Genomic DNA, 13564 nt, shown 5'->3' with positions numbered 1-13564 from the left:
CGCGGACGATGGGGCAATCGATCTCGGTGCACCCCGTAGTACCTGAGAACTGCTCGAAAGGATGCCCCGATGACGACCGTTGGGACGCAAGAGAAGCCACAGGCGGCGGGCTTGCCACGTCGCTCCTTCCTGAAGTGGTCAGGGGCGGCCGGTGGCGGCGCCGTGCTCGTGGGCGCAGGAGCCTCCTTCGGTCTGCTGCCCGGGGTCGGCGCGGCGAACGCGGCCCGGATGAGTCCCGCGGACTCGGGTGACAAGGCCGTGTGGAACGCCTGCCTGGTGAACTGCGGGTCGCGCTGCGCGCTGCGCCTGCACGTCAAGGACGGCACGCTCGTCAAGGTCGGCACCGACGACACCGGCTCGGACGGCCTCGACGGCCCCCAGCTGCGGGCCTGCGTCCGCGGGCGCTCGTTCCGCCACCGCGTCTACAACCCCGACCGCCTCAAGACCCCCATGCGCCGCAAGCCCGGCACCAAGCGTGGCGCGGGCGAGTGGGAGGAGATCTCCTGGGACGAGGCGCTCGACACCATCGCGTCCGAGCACGCGCGCGTCGTCAAGGAGCACGGCCAGGAGGCCGTCTACCTGCAGTACGCGTCGGGAACCGCGGGCGGCAACATCACCAGCGGGTGCTGGAGCAGGCTGCTCTCGCTCGCCGGCGGCTACCTGGGCTACTACGGCAGCTACAGCACCTCGCAGATCACCTACGCGATGCCGTTCACCTACGGTGCGCGCATCGAGTCGAACTCGATCGGCGACACCGTCCACTCGAACCTCGTCATCTACTGGGGCGACAACCCGGTCGAGACGCGCATGAGCGGCGGCGGCAACATGTACAACGCGCAGGTCGCGAAGAAGGACTTCAAGACCCGCACCATCGTCATCGACCCGCGGTACTCCGAGACCGCGCTCGACCTCGCCGACCAGTGGATCCCGATCCGCCCGGGCACCGACGCCGCCCTCGTCGCGGCGTGCGCGCACGTGCTCATCACCGAGGACCTCGTCGACCAGGAGTTCCTGGACACGTACTGCGTGGGCTACGACGAGGAGCACATGCCCGAGGGCATCCCCGCGGGCAGCTCCTACAAGAGCTACATCCTCGGCACGGGGCCCGACGGCACGGTCAAGACGCCTGAGTGGGCGTCGGAGATCACGGGCATCCCGGTGGACGTCATCATCCAGCTCGCCCGCGAGATCGGGACGGCCAAGCCGTGCGCGATCATGCAGGGCTGGGGCCTGCAGCGACAGGCCAACGGCGAGAACAACTGCCGCGCGGTCATGATGCTCCCGATCCTCACCGGCAACGTCGGCATCCACGGCGGCGGCAACGGGTCGCGTGAGGGCACCATCAAGTTCCCGCTGGCCCGGATGGGGCTCGCCAACCCGATCAAGACCAAGATCTCGTGCTTCATGTGGACCGACGCGATCGAGCGCGGCGCCGAGATGACCGAGATCGCGGACGGCGTCCAGGGCAAGCCGCAGCTCGACGGCCCGATCAAGATGATCATCAACGTCGCGGGCAACGCGATGATCAACCAGCACTCGGACACGACGCGCACGGCCAAGCTCCTCGAGGACGACTCGCTGTGCGAGCTCATCGTCGTCGTCGAGAACCACATGACGTCGTCGGCGCGGTACGCGGACATCCTGCTGCCCGCGACCACGAACGCCGAGGAGGACGACTTCATCGCGAGCGAGTACTCCGGTGACACGGCCTACGCGATGATCGTCGACAAGGCCATCGAGCCGCTGTACGACACCAAGTCGCACTTCGACATGTGCGTCGACCTGTCCCGCAAGATGGGCCTCGAAGAGGAGTTCACCGAGGGCCGCACGCTGCAGGAGTGGCGCACCGAGCTCATCGCCCGCACGAAGAAGGACGTCCCGAGCCTTTACAGCGAGCAGGAGTTCCGGGACAAGGGCGTGTTCCGCCTGTCCAACCCGGACGGCACCTTCGTCGCGAGCAAGGCGTTCCGTGAGGACCCCGTCGCGAACCCCCTGACGACCCCCTCCGGGAAGATCGAGATCTTCTCCGAGCGGCTCTGGGAGCGGTCGAAGGTCTGGACGTTCGACGGCGGCAAGAAGGGTGACAAGCTCACCGCCCTGCCGGAGCACGTCCCGACGTGGGAGGGCGCCGAGGAGGCGCTGACCAACGAGAAGTACCCGCTGCAGTGCATCGGGCACCACTACAAGGGTCGGACGCACTCCTCCTACGGGAGCGTCGACTGGCTCATCGAGGCCCACCCGCAGGTCGTGTGGATGAACACGCTCGACGCCCGGGACCGTGGCATCGACAACGACGACGTTGTGCGGGTCTTCAACGACCGCGGCGTGATCCAGCTGCCCGCGCGGGTGACGCCCCGCATCATGCCGGGCGTGCTCTCGGTGCCCCAGGGCGCCTGGTACTCGCCTGACAAGGACGGCGTCGACACCGGTGGGTGCATCAACACGCTGACGGACTGGCACCCGTCCCCGTTGTCCAAGGGGAATCCGCAGCACACGAATCTTGTCCAGGTCGAGAAGGCGTAAGGGGGTAGACGATCGTGGCTGCTGAGTTGGGTTTCCATTTTGATCAGACGCTGTGTAACGGGTGTAAGGCCTGTTCTGTGGCGTGTAAGGACAAGCATGATCTGCCGGTGGGTGTGACGTGGCGGCGTGTCGCGGAGTATTCGGGTGGGACGTGGCAGCGTGACGGGAACACCGTTGTGCCGAATGTGTTCTCGTATTACACGTCGATCGCGTGTAATCACTGTGAGGACCCGATTTGTGTGCGGGTGTGCCCGACGACGGCGATGAGCCAGGGTCCTGATGGTGTGGTCACTGTCGATCAGGATGTGTGTGTGGGGTGCCGGTATTGCGAGTGGGCGTGCCCGTATTCGGCTCCGCAGTTCGACGCGGAGGCCGGGCATATGACCAAGTGCGACCTGTGCGCGGACTACCGCTCCGAGGGCAAGGACCCGGCGTGTGTGGCGGCGTGCCCGTCGCGGGCGCTGAGCTATGGCCCGGTCGAGGAGCTGCGCGCCGAGCATGGTGATCTGGCCGGTGTGGAGCCGCTGCCGGACCCGGCGATCACGCGTCCGCGCCTGGTGATCACCCCCCACCGTGACGCCCAGCCCAGTGGTTCGGGCACGGGTTCTGTGGCCAACCCTGAGGAGCTGTGACTCATGCACACCGCTGAGCTTCCGATGATCGTGTTCACCGTGGCCGCCCAGATGAGCGTGGGCGCGTTCGTGGTGTTGGGAATTGTGCAGGTCGTGGCCGGTCGCAAGTTCGCGGCGGGCACGGTCGAGAAGATGACCGACACCGCGTTGTATGCGATCGGCCCGGTGATGGTGCTGGGATTGATCGCGTCGATGTTCCACATGGGCGACCCGATGCACTCGCTGAATGTGATCCGGCATTTCGACTCGTCGTGGTTGAGCCGGGAGATCGTGTTCGGGGTCGGGTTCGCCGGGCTGGGGTTCTTGTTCGCCCTGGCGCAGTGGTTCAAGTGGGGCTCGGCGCGTTTGCGTCAGGTCCTGGCTGGTGTGACGGCTGTGGTGGGCCTGTGCTTGGTGTTCGTGATGAGCATGATTTATTACACGCTCGAGACGGTTCCGGCCTGGCACACCTGGGCGACGCCCGCGCAGTTCTTCGCCACGACATTCCTGTTGGGCTCGCTCGCCGTTGGTGCGGCGTTCATGGGCTCGATCATGTGGCGCCGTCGCTCGGCTGGCGGGGCCGAGCTGGATGAGTCGACGGCGGCGTTGTTGACCGGTTCGCTCAAGGGCGTGGGGTTGGGCGCTGTGGCGATGCTCGGCGTCGAGTTCGTGATCATCCCGCTGCACATCTCGAACCTGTCGGCCGCCGGCGGGGCCGCGGCGGAGTCGGCCGCGGTGTTCTCTGGGGTGTGGTTCGTCGCGCGGCTGGTGCTGGTGTTCGCCGGGGCCGGGCTGCTGGGGGTGTTCCTGTACCGGTATGCCTCGCATGCGAAGGACGCGGGGGTGCGGATGCTCGCGATCGTGGCGACCAGCGCGTTCGTGCTGGTGCTGGCCGGTGAGCTGATCGGCCGGTCGCAGTTCTACGAGCAGATGACCCGCATCGGCATGTGACACCCCGCCGAGCGCGGCGAATGGCCCGCACCCCCACCAGGGTGCGGGCCATTCGCGTCGCTGCCAGCCGGTGGTGGGGCGAAGGGCCCACATCCGCTGTCAACGGCTCGGACACCATGGGGATGGCGTCAGGACGGCCCCACGAGCCGCCGGCCACGAGGAGACATCGCAATGACGACGGACCAGTCCATTCAGCAGGGCACGCACGACCCCGACCCCAACGGCGCCGGCCCCGTGGACCTCCTCCTCGCTGATCGCGAGCAGCTCGGCGAGACGCTCGACCGCTTCGCGGCGGCTTTCACGGCGCTGTCCGGCCTGCTGGTCGCGGCCCCCGACGCCGAGCTCGTCACGCGCATGCGCGACGCCGAGCTCCTCGCCGACTGGCCCCTGCCCGACGAGGGCGACACCCGCGAGGGCGTGGAGCTCCTGCGCGCGTCCGCACAGGCCGACGAGTCGGTCGAGGTCATCCGCCGCGACTACAACCGGTTGTTCTTCGGCCCTGAGCCGATGATCGCGCCCCCGTACGAGTCGGTGCACCGGTCCCAGGAGCGCCTGGTCTTCGAGCGGGAGACCATGCAGGTGCGGGCCGCCTACGCCGAGTTCGACCTGGCCGCCCCCCGGCTGAACCGTGAGCCGGACGACCACATCGCGCTCGAGCTGAGCTTCTTGTCGACGCTGTGCGTCCGCGCCATGGACCTCCTCGACGCGCACGACGACGCCTCCGCCGCGCGCCACCTGGTCGCCGTGCGCGCCTTCCTCGCCGAGCACCTGCTCGTCTGGGGCCCGACCTGCTTCGAGCAGGCCGTGGACGGCGCGACGACGTCGTTCTACCGGGGCGTCGCCCGACTGGGTCGCGGGACCCTCGCCGCCGCACGGACGGCGTTCCTGCTCGTCCCATGACGGCGGGCCCGCTGCACGCCCTCCAGGTCTGGCTCCGCCACGAGCCCGAGGAGCCAGACCTCGAGCTCGTGTGCGCCGAGCACCCCGACCCGTCCCGTGGGGACCGGGCCCGCACGGTGGTGCGCTTGACCGTGTGCGCGAGCAAGCTCCCCTGGCATGAGCTCGCCGAGCTGCTGCTCGTCGGGGCCCGCACAGTGACCGTGCGGCTCGACGGGTGCGACGACCCGGACGCGTCCGCACAGAACGTCGAGGCTGTCGCCCGCGTGCTGCAGGCGGCGGGGGTCGACCGCCTGCGGGTCGAGGGCGGCGAGCCCGCCGTGGACCCCTCCGCCCCGGTCGACACGAAGGGCCGCGGCGGGCGGGGTCGGCGCGCCCAACGCCGGCCCGTGCTCGATGGCGCCCACCTGCCCGTGCCGCGTCGTCGGCTGCTCGGGCTGGGCGTCGACGTGTCCCGCGCGCTGCCGGACATGGAGGCCGCGCCGCAGGTGCGCCTGACCGCTGCCGTGCGCGCCCTGGCGGGCCCCGGCGTCGCCGTCGCCGTCGCCGAGTCGGCGATCCCCGCGCCGATGGCCGCCGCGATCCCCGCGCCGATGGCCGCCGCGATCCCCGCGCCGGTGGCCGCCGCGCCAGCCGAGGCCCCGCCGCCAGCGCGGCCCCCCCGCGACGGCCTCGAGGACGTCAACAGCCCTGCCGTGGCGCTGTCCGCGTCGGGCTGCACCGCCTGCGGCGTGTGCGTCCAGGCCTGCCCCACGCAGGCCCTCACCCTGCAGCACAACGGCGGCGGGGCCGTCGCGATCAGCACGCTGCTGCAGAACCCGTCCGCCTGCGACGGCTGCCAACGCTGTGTCGACCTGTGCCCGGCGGATGTGCTGACCGTCGCGGGGCAGTGGCGCTGGTCCGAGCTGCTCACGGACTCCACGCGCGGCGTCGCGACGATCAGCACCGCGACGTGCACCCGGTGCGGCACGCAGTTCCCGACCACGAGCGGGGAGCGCTGGTGCCAGGTGTGCAGCTACCGCCGCAAGAACCCGTTCGGCTCCACGCTGCCCCCGGGCATGGCCGTCCCCACGAGGTGACCGTCGCGGGCTTGCCCGCCGGTCAGCCTGCCGAGTCGATCCGGCGTCGGTCCGACTCGCCGAGCACCGAGCGCTGGTAGTCGCGGCCCGACTCCGCGGACAGGAACGCGAGGAGGAGCCGCCCGAGCGCCCGCCACAGCTCCCTGCGGGAGTCCTGCACGAGGCGCCTGCCGACCTCGGGCAGCACATCGACGAGGTGCGCGTCGAGGAACGCGCGCTGCCCGGCGCGCAGGGCCTTGCCGGCATCGAGGTCGCCCTCGGCCCACGCCCGCGACTCGTCCCGGCACAGCTCGGCGACGTCATGCAGGCGCAGCACCGCAGGAAGGTCCGGGCCGACGAGCAGGTGGTGCTCGGCGGTGAGCATCGCGAGGTCGTCCTCGGCGGTCCTGCGCGCCGCCCCGCGCACGAACACGTCGAGGCTGAGCAGCGGTGAGCCGACGGTCGTCGCGTCCGCGCCGAGCCAGGCCACGCCGGTCCGCCACGTCTCGACGAGCTCTCCTGAGCGGAGCCGCTCGACCACCTCGGGCGTCGGCTCGTCGAGCACGTCGGCGAGGGCGTCCCATGCGGCGGCGCGCTGCAGGGCGACGAGCGCGACCTGCGCGGTGAATCCGGGGTTCGTCACGAATGCTCCTGGTCGGCGGGGCTGCGCCGGTCGGTTCCTGGGTCGTCCACCCGAGGCTAGGCCTCGTCCGGGGGCGTCCCGCGTGACCTTCGGCCGGGGCCGGCTTCCAGCCTCACGTCGCCGACTGGGACGTTCCGACCTACCGTGTCGGCGGGGCCGATCGGTCCCAGAGGCGTCGACTGAGGAGATCACATGGCAACCCGCACAGCGCGCACGGCCTGGCAGGGCACGCTCAACGAGGGCGCCGGCACTGTCAGCCTGGCCAGCTCGGGCGTCGGCTCGTTCGACGTCTCGTTCCCCCGTCGTGCCGCCGACGACGCGGGCGGGGTCACGAGCCCGGAGGAGCTCATCGCGGCGGCGCACTCGTCCTGCTTCGCGATGCAGCTCTCGGCGGTGGTGGCGGAGGCCGGCGGCACGCCGAAGTCCTTCGACGTGACAGCGGACGCCACGCTGCGCCCCGACCCGGAGGGCGGGTTCCGCATCGCGGAGGTCAAGCTCACCGTCCGAGGAACTGTCGACGGGCTCGACAACGACCAGTTCATCGCGGCGGCCGAGCTCGCCTCGACCACGTGCCCCGTGTCGAAGGCCCTGACCGGCACCCAGATCACTCTCGACGCCGCACTCGCCTGAGCCGCGAGGGGGACTTCGGTCCCTGAGGACAGCCTTGCCTCAGTCGTAGCGTGGCGCGCATGAACCTCGCCCAGTCTCCGGTGGACGCGTGCGCCCGGGTGGTCGACCTCGATGCCGAGCAGTCGATGCGTCTGCGCATGAGCGAGCTGGGCCTCCGGGTCGGCGCCGTCGTGCGCGTCACCCAGCGCGCCGCCTTCGGTGGCCGGGTGGTGGCCATCGGCGCGCAGCGGTTCGCTGTGGACGGGCAGACAGCGGCCCGCATCCGCATCGAGCCGGTGCGTCCGTGAGCTGCCACGGCGCCGGCTCCGAGGACTCCCTCGGGGCCGTGTCGTCGCGCCGCGGCGCCCGCGCGGAGGTGCGCGAGCCGCTGTCCGTGCTCCTCGTCGGCAATCCGAATGTCGGCAAGTCCACGCTGTTCAACTCGTTGACGGGCGCCCGTCAGCAGGTCACGAACGCCCCGGGCACCACTGTGGAGTTGCAGGTCGGCGCCTGGCGCCAGGCCCGCGCTGGCGCCCCCGTGCGGCTCATCGACCTGCCCGGCACGTACAGCCTGCTGGCGCGTTCGCCCGATGAGCGGGTCGCTGCGGAGGCTGTCGCCGGCACCAGCCCGCTCGGGAAGCCCGATCTGGCCGTCGTCCTCGTGGAGGCCGCGGCGCTGGGGCGCTCGCTGTACTTGCTGGCCCAGGTCGCCCAGAAGGGCTGCCCGCTCGTGGTCGCGCTCACCATGACGGACGTGGCCGCCTCGCGGGGCATCCCCGTCGACGCGGACCGGCTGTCGGAGGTGCTCGGCGTGCCCGTCGTCGCGGTGGACCCGCGCACCGGCGCCGGCGTCACCGCGCTCACCCGGACCGTGGAGGCCGCGCTGACGGCGCCCGGCACGGTCCGCGGCATCGAGCCGGTGGCGGACGACAGCGAGGGCGCCGATGTCGCCGCGGGGCTCGCGCGGGCCGAGGCGCTCTTCGGCTGGGTCGACGACGTCACCCACCAGCTCGCCGCGCCCGAGCCGCAGGCCCGCACAGCCTCGGACCGCGTGGACGCCGTGCTGCTGCGCCCGTGGGTGGGCATCCCGGTGTTCCTGGCCGTCGCCTGGCTGCTGTTCCAGCTCGCGACGTCGTTGGCGGCGCCGCTGATGGACGCCGTCGCGAACTTCGTGGCGGGCCCGATGTCGGACGTCGCGCGGTTCCTCGTCCCCGGCCCGGCCTGGTTGCAGGGCTTCGTCGTGGACGGGCTGCTCGCCGGCGTCGGCACGGTGCTGTCCTTCGCCCCGCTGATGGCCGTCATGTTCCTCGCCATCGCGCTGCTGGAGGACTGCGGCTACTTGGCCCGGGCCGCCTTCGTGGCGGACCGCGCGATGCGCGCCCTCGGGCTCGACGGGCGCGCGGTGCTGCCGCTGGTCGTCGGCTTCGGCTGCAACCTGCCGGCGCTGGCCGCCACGCGCACCCTCCCGCATGCGCGGCAGCGGCTGCTCACCGGGCTGTTGGTGCCCTACGCGTCCTGCACCGCGCGGCTGACCGTGTACCTGCTGCTGGCGAGCATCTTCTTCCCGGAGAACGCGGGCACCGCGATCTTCCTGATGTACGTGGCCTCCGTCGCGCTGATCGTGCTGGGCGGCCTCGCGCTGCGCCGCACGGCCTTCCGAGACCTGAAGCAGGAGCCGTTCGTGCTCGTGCTGCCCGCCTACCAGCGGCCCCGCGTGCGGGCGCTGCTGCTCTCGGCGTGGCTGCGCACCCGGGGGTTCGTGTCCAAGGCGGGCCGCGTCATCATGGTGACGCTTGCGGTGGTGTGGGTGCTGCTCGCGATCCCGGTGACGGGCGGCCACGCGGTGGGCGACGTGCCCGTGCAGGACAGCCTCTACGGCAGCACGGCGCAGGCCATCGCGCCGGCGCTGGCGCCCGCGGGCTTCGGCGAGTGGCACTCCGCTGCCGCGCTGGTCACCGGGTTCGTCGCCAAGGAGGTCGTGGTCGGCTCGTTCGCGCAGACCTACGCGGTCGAGGAGCCCTCCGACCCCACCCAGGCCGGCGACCTGGGCGCGCAGATGCGTGCCACCTTCGAGGAGACCTCGGGCGGCCACGCGGCGGCGGCCGCGGCGGCGTTCATGGTCTTCGTCCTCGCGTACACGCCGTGCGTCGCGACCCTCGCCGAGCAGAAGCGGCTGTTCGGCGCCCGGTGGACGGTGGGCGCGATGGTCGTGCAGCTCGCTGTGGCGTGGGGACTGGCGGTGGCGGTGTTCCAGGTGGGCAGGCTGCTATGAGCGTGCTCGCGGACGTGCTGCGGGAGGCTCGCACCGGCGCCACGAGCGACGGCATCGCCCGCCGGCTCGGCATCGATCCCGGCCTCGCGGAGGCGATGGTGGACCACTGGGCGCGGCTCGGTGTGGTGCACCGGGCGCATGACGTGCTCAGCCAGCAGTGCGGCGGTGGCTGCCCGACGGGTGACGAGCAGGCCCGAACCACGGTGCCCTCTGGCTGCGCGGGGGGCCCGATCGCGCAGGCGCGGTAGGGCGGGCGGCTCAGCGGGCGGGCGGCGCCGCGGGCGACAGCTCAGCGGCGCAGGCTCAGGAGCCGCAGGGCGCCGGACAGGCGCGCGGGCTCGTGCAGCGCCCCGGCGCGCCGCAGGGTCCGCTCGACGAGGTCCTCCACCAGCTCGGGGAGCGCCCCGGGACGCCCGGCGGCCCAGGCGGCGGACACCGCCTGGAGCGGCAGCTCGAGCGTTGTCGTGGCCGGATGGGCCAACGCGAGCGTGTGGGTGTCGACCATCACGACCCAGTGCGCGCCCGCGGCCTGGCGGATCACCAGGTCACCCACGGCGATCGCGGCGGCGGTGGTGGTCGGCCTCGGGTCCCAGCGCAACGCCGGATCGGTGGCGTGCCACGCGGCGGCGTAGGTGTCGAACACCGCGCTGAGCTGGTCCACGTCGTCGAGGTCCGCGCCGGGGCCGTGCAGGTGGCGGCGGCACTCCTGCATCCAGTGCAGGTCGGCGGGGTCGAGCGGGCGAACCGCGGGGCGCGCGTCGGGGGTCGCACGCCCCGCGGCGGTGCGGGGAGACGGGATGAGCGGCGCGCGCCGGTCGCGTGCGTGCCGTGCGGTCACCGTCATGTGGGGGTCATCGGCATGGCGGGCCTCCGGGGCGATCACCCTGGGGGGGGAACCTCGGCCCTCGGGCCGTGCCCGGCCGTCCGAGGGCCGACCCGCCGGGCCTGCGCGCGAGCCGACGGTGGGAGACTGCCGTCGTGTCGATCGTGACGGCCCCCACGCCCCCTGAGCACCAGCCCGCCACCGACCTCGTGCACGCGTTGCGCGCGGTGGTGCGGGGGTCGGTGGACGACTCCACCCGCCGCCGTGCCGAGTACTCCACGGACGCGTCCAACTACCGGGTGCCACCCCAGGTCGTGGTGTTCCCGCGGGACGTGGACGACGTGCTCGCGACCCTCGAGGTGGCCCGCGAGGCCGGGGCGCCGATCACGTCGCGCGGCGGCGGCACGTCCGTCGCCGGCAACGCGGTGGGCCCGGGCATCGTCATCGACTTCTCGCGCCACGTGAACCAGGTGCTGGAGATCGACCCGGAGGCGCGGACGGCGCGCATCGAGCCGGGCGTGATCATGGCGGATCTGCAGAAGCAGGCGGCGCCGTTCGGGCTGCGGTTCGGGCCGGACCCGTCCACGCAGGCCCGCGCGACGCTCGGCGGGATGATCGGCAACAACGCGTGCGGCCCCCGCGCCGTGGCGTTCGGCCGCACCGCCGACAACGTGCTCGAGCTCGACGTGGTGGACGGCCTGGGGCGCCGGCTCACCGCGGGGAAGGGGCTGGACCCGGTGCCCGGCCTCGACGAGCTGGTGCGCCGCGAGCTGGAGACGCTGCGCACGGAGCTCGGCCGGTTCGGCCGCCAGGTGTCCGGGTACTCGTTGGAGCACCTGCTGCCCGAGCGCGGCGCGGACCTGGCGAAGGCCCTGGTCGGCAGCGAGGGCACCCTCGTGACGATCCTCGGCGCCACGGTCAACCTGGTGCCCGTCCCCGCCGCCCCGGTGCTGGTCGTCCTCGGCTACCCGGACATGCCGACCGCCGCCGACGCCGTTCCGGCGCTGCTGGCACACCAGCCGCTGGCCATCGAGGGGATGGACGCCCGGCTGGTCGACGTCGTCCGCCGCGTCCGGGGGGCCAGTGCCGTGCCGCACCTGCCCACGGGCGGCGGCTGGCTCATGGTGGAGGTGGGCGGGCCGACGCTCGACGTGGCGATGGACAACGCCCGGGCGCTCGCGGCCGACGCCGCCACCGACGCGGTGCAGGTCTACCCGCCGGGACCCGAGGCCGCCGCGATGTGGCGGATCCGCGAGGACGGCGCCGGTCTCGGCGGCCGCACCCCCGCCGGCGAGCAGGCATGGCCCGGCTTCGAGGACTCCGCGGTGCCGCCCGCCCGGCTCGGCGCGTACCTGCGCGAGCTCGAGGCGCTGATGGCGTCGCACGGCGTGGACGGGCTCGCCTACGGGCACTTCGGCGATGGCTGCGTGCACCTGCGGCTCGACGTGCCGCTTGAGCGCTCCGGCGACCCGCTGCGCGCGTTCATGACCGACGCCGCGCATCTCGTGGCCGCCCACGGCGGGTCGCTGTCGGGGGAGCACGGCGACGGCCGCGCCCGCAGCGAGCTGCTGCCCGTCATGTACTCGCCGCGCGCGATCGAGGCGTTCGGCGCCATGAAGGCCCTGTTCGACCCGCGCGACCTGCTCAACCCGGGCGTCCTGGTGAGTCCCCGCCCGCTCGACGCCGACCTGCGCCGGCCCGCTGCCCACCCGCTGCCGGCACTGCGCGGCCGCGAGGGCGGCTTCTCGTTCGAGCACGACGCGGGGGACATGACCACGGCGGTGCACCGGTGCGTGGGCGTCGGCAAGTGCCGGGCGGACACCACCGCGTCGGGTGGCTTCATGTGCCCGTCCTACCTGGCCACCCGCGACGAGAAGGACTCGACGCGCGGTCGCGCCCGGGTGCTCCAGGAGATGGCCAACGGCACGCTCATCACCCGAGGCTGGTCGGCCCCGGAGGTGGAGCAGTCCCTCGACCTGTGCCTGAGCTGCAAGGCGTGCTCGTCGGACTGCCCGGCGGGCGTGGACATGGCGCAGTACAAGTCGGAGGTGCTGTTCCGCAAGTACCACCGGCGGCTGCGGCCCGTGACGCACTACCTGCTCGGCTGGCTGCCGCGCTGGATCCGCCTGGTGACGAGCGTGCCGGGCCTGGCGCAGGTCGCCAATGCCGCGCTGAGCTGGCGCCCGCTCGCCAAGGTCGTGCTGGGGGCCGGGGGCATGGACACCCGCCGCAGCATGGTGACGTTCGCCCCGACCCCGTTCCGCACGTGGTGGCGCCGGGAGCAGCGGAAGACGAGTGATCGGCGGGACACGGGCTCGCCGCGCCCGAAGGTGCTGCTGTGGACCGACTCGTTCAGCGACTCGCTGTCCCCGTCGGTGCCGCAGGCCGCCGTCCGGGTGCTGCGCGCCGCCGGCTACGACGTGCTCGTGCCCGAGGCGGAGGCGTGCTGCGGGCTCACCTGGATCACCACGGGCCAGCTCCCCGCGGCCCGCAAGAAGCTCACCGAGCTGCTGGGCGTGCTCGGCCCGTACGCCGTCAACGGCATCCCGATCGTCGGGCTGGAGCCGTCGTGCACGGCGGTGCTGCGCTCCGACCTGCTAGACCTGCTGCCCGACGACCCGCGCGCGGTGGCCGTGTCCCGCCAGACGCACACCCTCGCCGAGCTGCTCATGGCGCCGGCGCCCATCGGCCCCGCGCCCGAGCCCGAGTCCGGCTGGACGCTGCCTGACCTGTCCGAGGTGACGGCAGTGGTGCAGCCGCACTGCCACCACCACTCGGTGATGACATACACGGCCGACCGCACACTGCTCACCCAGGCCGGCGCGAAGTTCCGCACGCTCGCGGGCTGCTGCGGCCTGGCCGGGAACTTCGGCATGGAGAAGGGCCACTACGACGTGTCCGTCGCGGTGGCCGAGCATGAGCTGCTGCCCGCGCTGCGCGAGGCCGGGCCGCAGGACGTGTTCCTCGCGGACGGGTTCTCCTGCCGCACCCAGGCCGACCAGCTCGCCGACGTCCAGGGCGTCCACCTGGCCGAGCTGCTGGCCGCGCACCTGCCTGCCCGAGCCACCTGATCGGGGGACTGGCGCCGACGCGTCCGCGCGCACCTCGGGCGACCCTCGCCTCGGGCGACTCGCCGGGGCAGCCTGCGGGTGGGGCACGGCATCGATGCCCCGACTA

At 72.5% G+C, this 13564-nt stretch carries 12 protein-coding genes; 10 read left to right on the top strand and 2 right to left on the bottom strand.

What is annotated here, in order from left to right; genetic code table 11:
* Positions 1–69: 69 nt before the first annotated feature.
* From BN3788_RS10935 to BN3788_RS10915, 5 genes are all read left to right on the top strand, one after another.
* Positions 70–2523 (top strand): DMSO/selenate family reductase complex A subunit, encoded by a 2454-nt coding sequence (locus tag BN3788_RS10935; RefSeq protein WP_066585710.1) that lies wholly within the window; start codon positions 70–72, stop codon positions 2521–2523.
* Between the two features lie 14 nt (positions 2524–2537).
* A complete protein-coding gene (locus tag BN3788_RS10930) occupies positions 2538–3155 on the top strand; it encodes a DMSO/selenate family reductase complex B subunit (RefSeq protein WP_066585709.1) in 618 nt (205 codons plus the stop codon).
* 3 nt (positions 3156–3158) lie between these two features.
* Positions 3159–4085 (top strand): dimethyl sulfoxide reductase anchor subunit family protein, encoded by a 927-nt coding sequence (locus tag BN3788_RS10925; RefSeq protein ID WP_066585708.1) that lies wholly within the window; start codon positions 3159–3161, stop codon positions 4083–4085.
* Positions 4086–4256: 171 nt separating this feature from the next.
* Positions 4257–4985 carry a TorD/DmsD family molecular chaperone gene (locus BN3788_RS10920; protein WP_066585706.1) on the top strand — a complete coding sequence of 243 codons (729 nt, stop codon included), beginning with the start codon at positions 4257–4259 and terminating at the stop codon, positions 4983–4985.
* Positions 4982–6061 carry a 4Fe-4S binding protein gene (locus tag BN3788_RS10915; RefSeq protein ID WP_066585700.1) on the top strand — a complete coding sequence of 360 codons (1080 nt, stop codon included), beginning with the start codon at positions 4982–4984 and terminating at the stop codon, positions 6059–6061. Before BN3788_RS10920 ends, BN3788_RS10915 begins: the two co-directional genes overlap by 4 nt.
* 22 nt (positions 6062–6083) lie before the next feature.
* Here BN3788_RS10915 and BN3788_RS10910 read toward each other — a convergent pair whose 3' ends face one another.
* On the bottom strand, positions 6084–6683 hold the full coding sequence (locus BN3788_RS10910; RefSeq protein WP_066585698.1) for a hypothetical protein: 600 nt from the start codon (positions 6681–6683) through the stop codon (positions 6084–6086).
* Between the two features lie 192 nt (positions 6684–6875).
* On the opposite strand from BN3788_RS10910, the gene BN3788_RS10905 reads away from it, so the two are divergent.
* The 4 genes from BN3788_RS10905 to BN3788_RS10890 are packed head-to-tail and all read left to right on the top strand — an operon-like array spanning position 6876 to position 9812.
* Complete coding sequence (locus BN3788_RS10905) at positions 6876–7313, top strand: OsmC family peroxiredoxin (RefSeq protein ID WP_066585696.1); 438 nt, start codon at positions 6876–6878, stop codon at positions 7311–7313.
* A 59-nt stretch (positions 7314–7372) separates the two neighbouring features.
* Positions 7373–7600, top strand: a complete 228-nt coding sequence (locus BN3788_RS10900; RefSeq protein ID WP_066585694.1) for a FeoA family protein — start codon at positions 7373–7375, stop codon at positions 7598–7600.
* Positions 7597–9564, top strand: a complete 1968-nt coding sequence (gene feoB / locus BN3788_RS10895) for a ferrous iron transport protein B (RefSeq protein ID WP_066585688.1) — start codon at positions 7597–7599, stop codon at positions 9562–9564. The genes BN3788_RS10900 and feoB overlap by 4 nt, the downstream gene beginning before the upstream one ends.
* The gene (locus BN3788_RS10890) at positions 9561–9812 is read left to right on the top strand and encodes a FeoC-like transcriptional regulator (RefSeq protein ID WP_066585685.1); all 252 of its coding nucleotides are present in this window, start codon (positions 9561–9563) and stop codon (positions 9810–9812) included. Before feoB ends, BN3788_RS10890 begins: the two co-directional genes overlap by 4 nt.
* A 41-nt stretch (positions 9813–9853) precedes the next feature.
* Here the strand turns inward: BN3788_RS10890 and BN3788_RS10885 are convergent, their stop codons facing one another.
* A complete protein-coding gene (locus BN3788_RS10885; protein WP_066585678.1) occupies positions 9854–10408 on the bottom strand; it encodes a DUF3806 domain-containing protein in 555 nt (184 codons plus the stop codon).
* Between the two features lie 134 nt (positions 10409–10542).
* On the opposite strand from BN3788_RS10885, the gene BN3788_RS10880 reads away from it, so the two are divergent.
* Positions 10543–13458, top strand: a complete 2916-nt coding sequence (locus BN3788_RS10880) for an FAD-binding and (Fe-S)-binding domain-containing protein (RefSeq protein WP_187138376.1) — start codon at positions 10543–10545, stop codon at positions 13456–13458.
* The last annotated feature ends 106 nt before the right edge of the window (positions 13459–13564 follow it).

Source organism: Cellulomonas timonensis, assembly GCF_900046455.1.
Classification (GTDB): Bacteria; Actinomycetota; Actinomycetes; order Actinomycetales; family Cellulomonadaceae; genus Cellulomonas_A; species Cellulomonas_A timonensis.
Note: the sequence above shows the minus strand (reverse complement) of the source record. Positions and strands in the feature narration are given on the sequence as shown.

Bases quoted from the DNA above. Each gene is read 5' to 3' on its own strand.
- BN3788_RS10935 (WP_066585710.1), top strand. From the start codon at position 70: ATGACGACCGTTGGGACGCAAGAGAAGCCACAGGCGGCGGGCTTGCCA.
- BN3788_RS10925 (WP_066585708.1), top strand. From the start codon at position 3,159: ATGCACACCGCTGAGCTTCCGATGATCGTGTTCACCGTGGCCGCCCAG.
- BN3788_RS10920 (WP_066585706.1), top strand. From the start codon at position 4,257: ATGACGACGGACCAGTCCATTCAGCAGGGCACGCACGACCCCGACCCC.
- BN3788_RS10915 (WP_066585700.1), top strand. From the start codon at position 4,982: ATGACGGCGGGCCCGCTGCACGCCCTCCAGGTCTGGCTCCGCCACGAG.
- BN3788_RS10905 (WP_066585696.1), top strand. From the start codon at position 6,876: ATGGCAACCCGCACAGCGCGCACGGCCTGGCAGGGCACGCTCAACGAG.
- BN3788_RS10900 (WP_066585694.1), top strand. From the start codon at position 7,373: ATGAACCTCGCCCAGTCTCCGGTGGACGCGTGCGCCCGGGTGGTCGAC.
- BN3788_RS10890 (WP_066585685.1), top strand. From the start codon at position 9,561: ATGAGCGTGCTCGCGGACGTGCTGCGGGAGGCTCGCACCGGCGCCACG.
- BN3788_RS10885 (WP_066585678.1), bottom strand. From the start codon at position 10,408: ATGACGGTGACCGCACGGCACGCACGCGACCGGCGCGCGCCGCTCATC.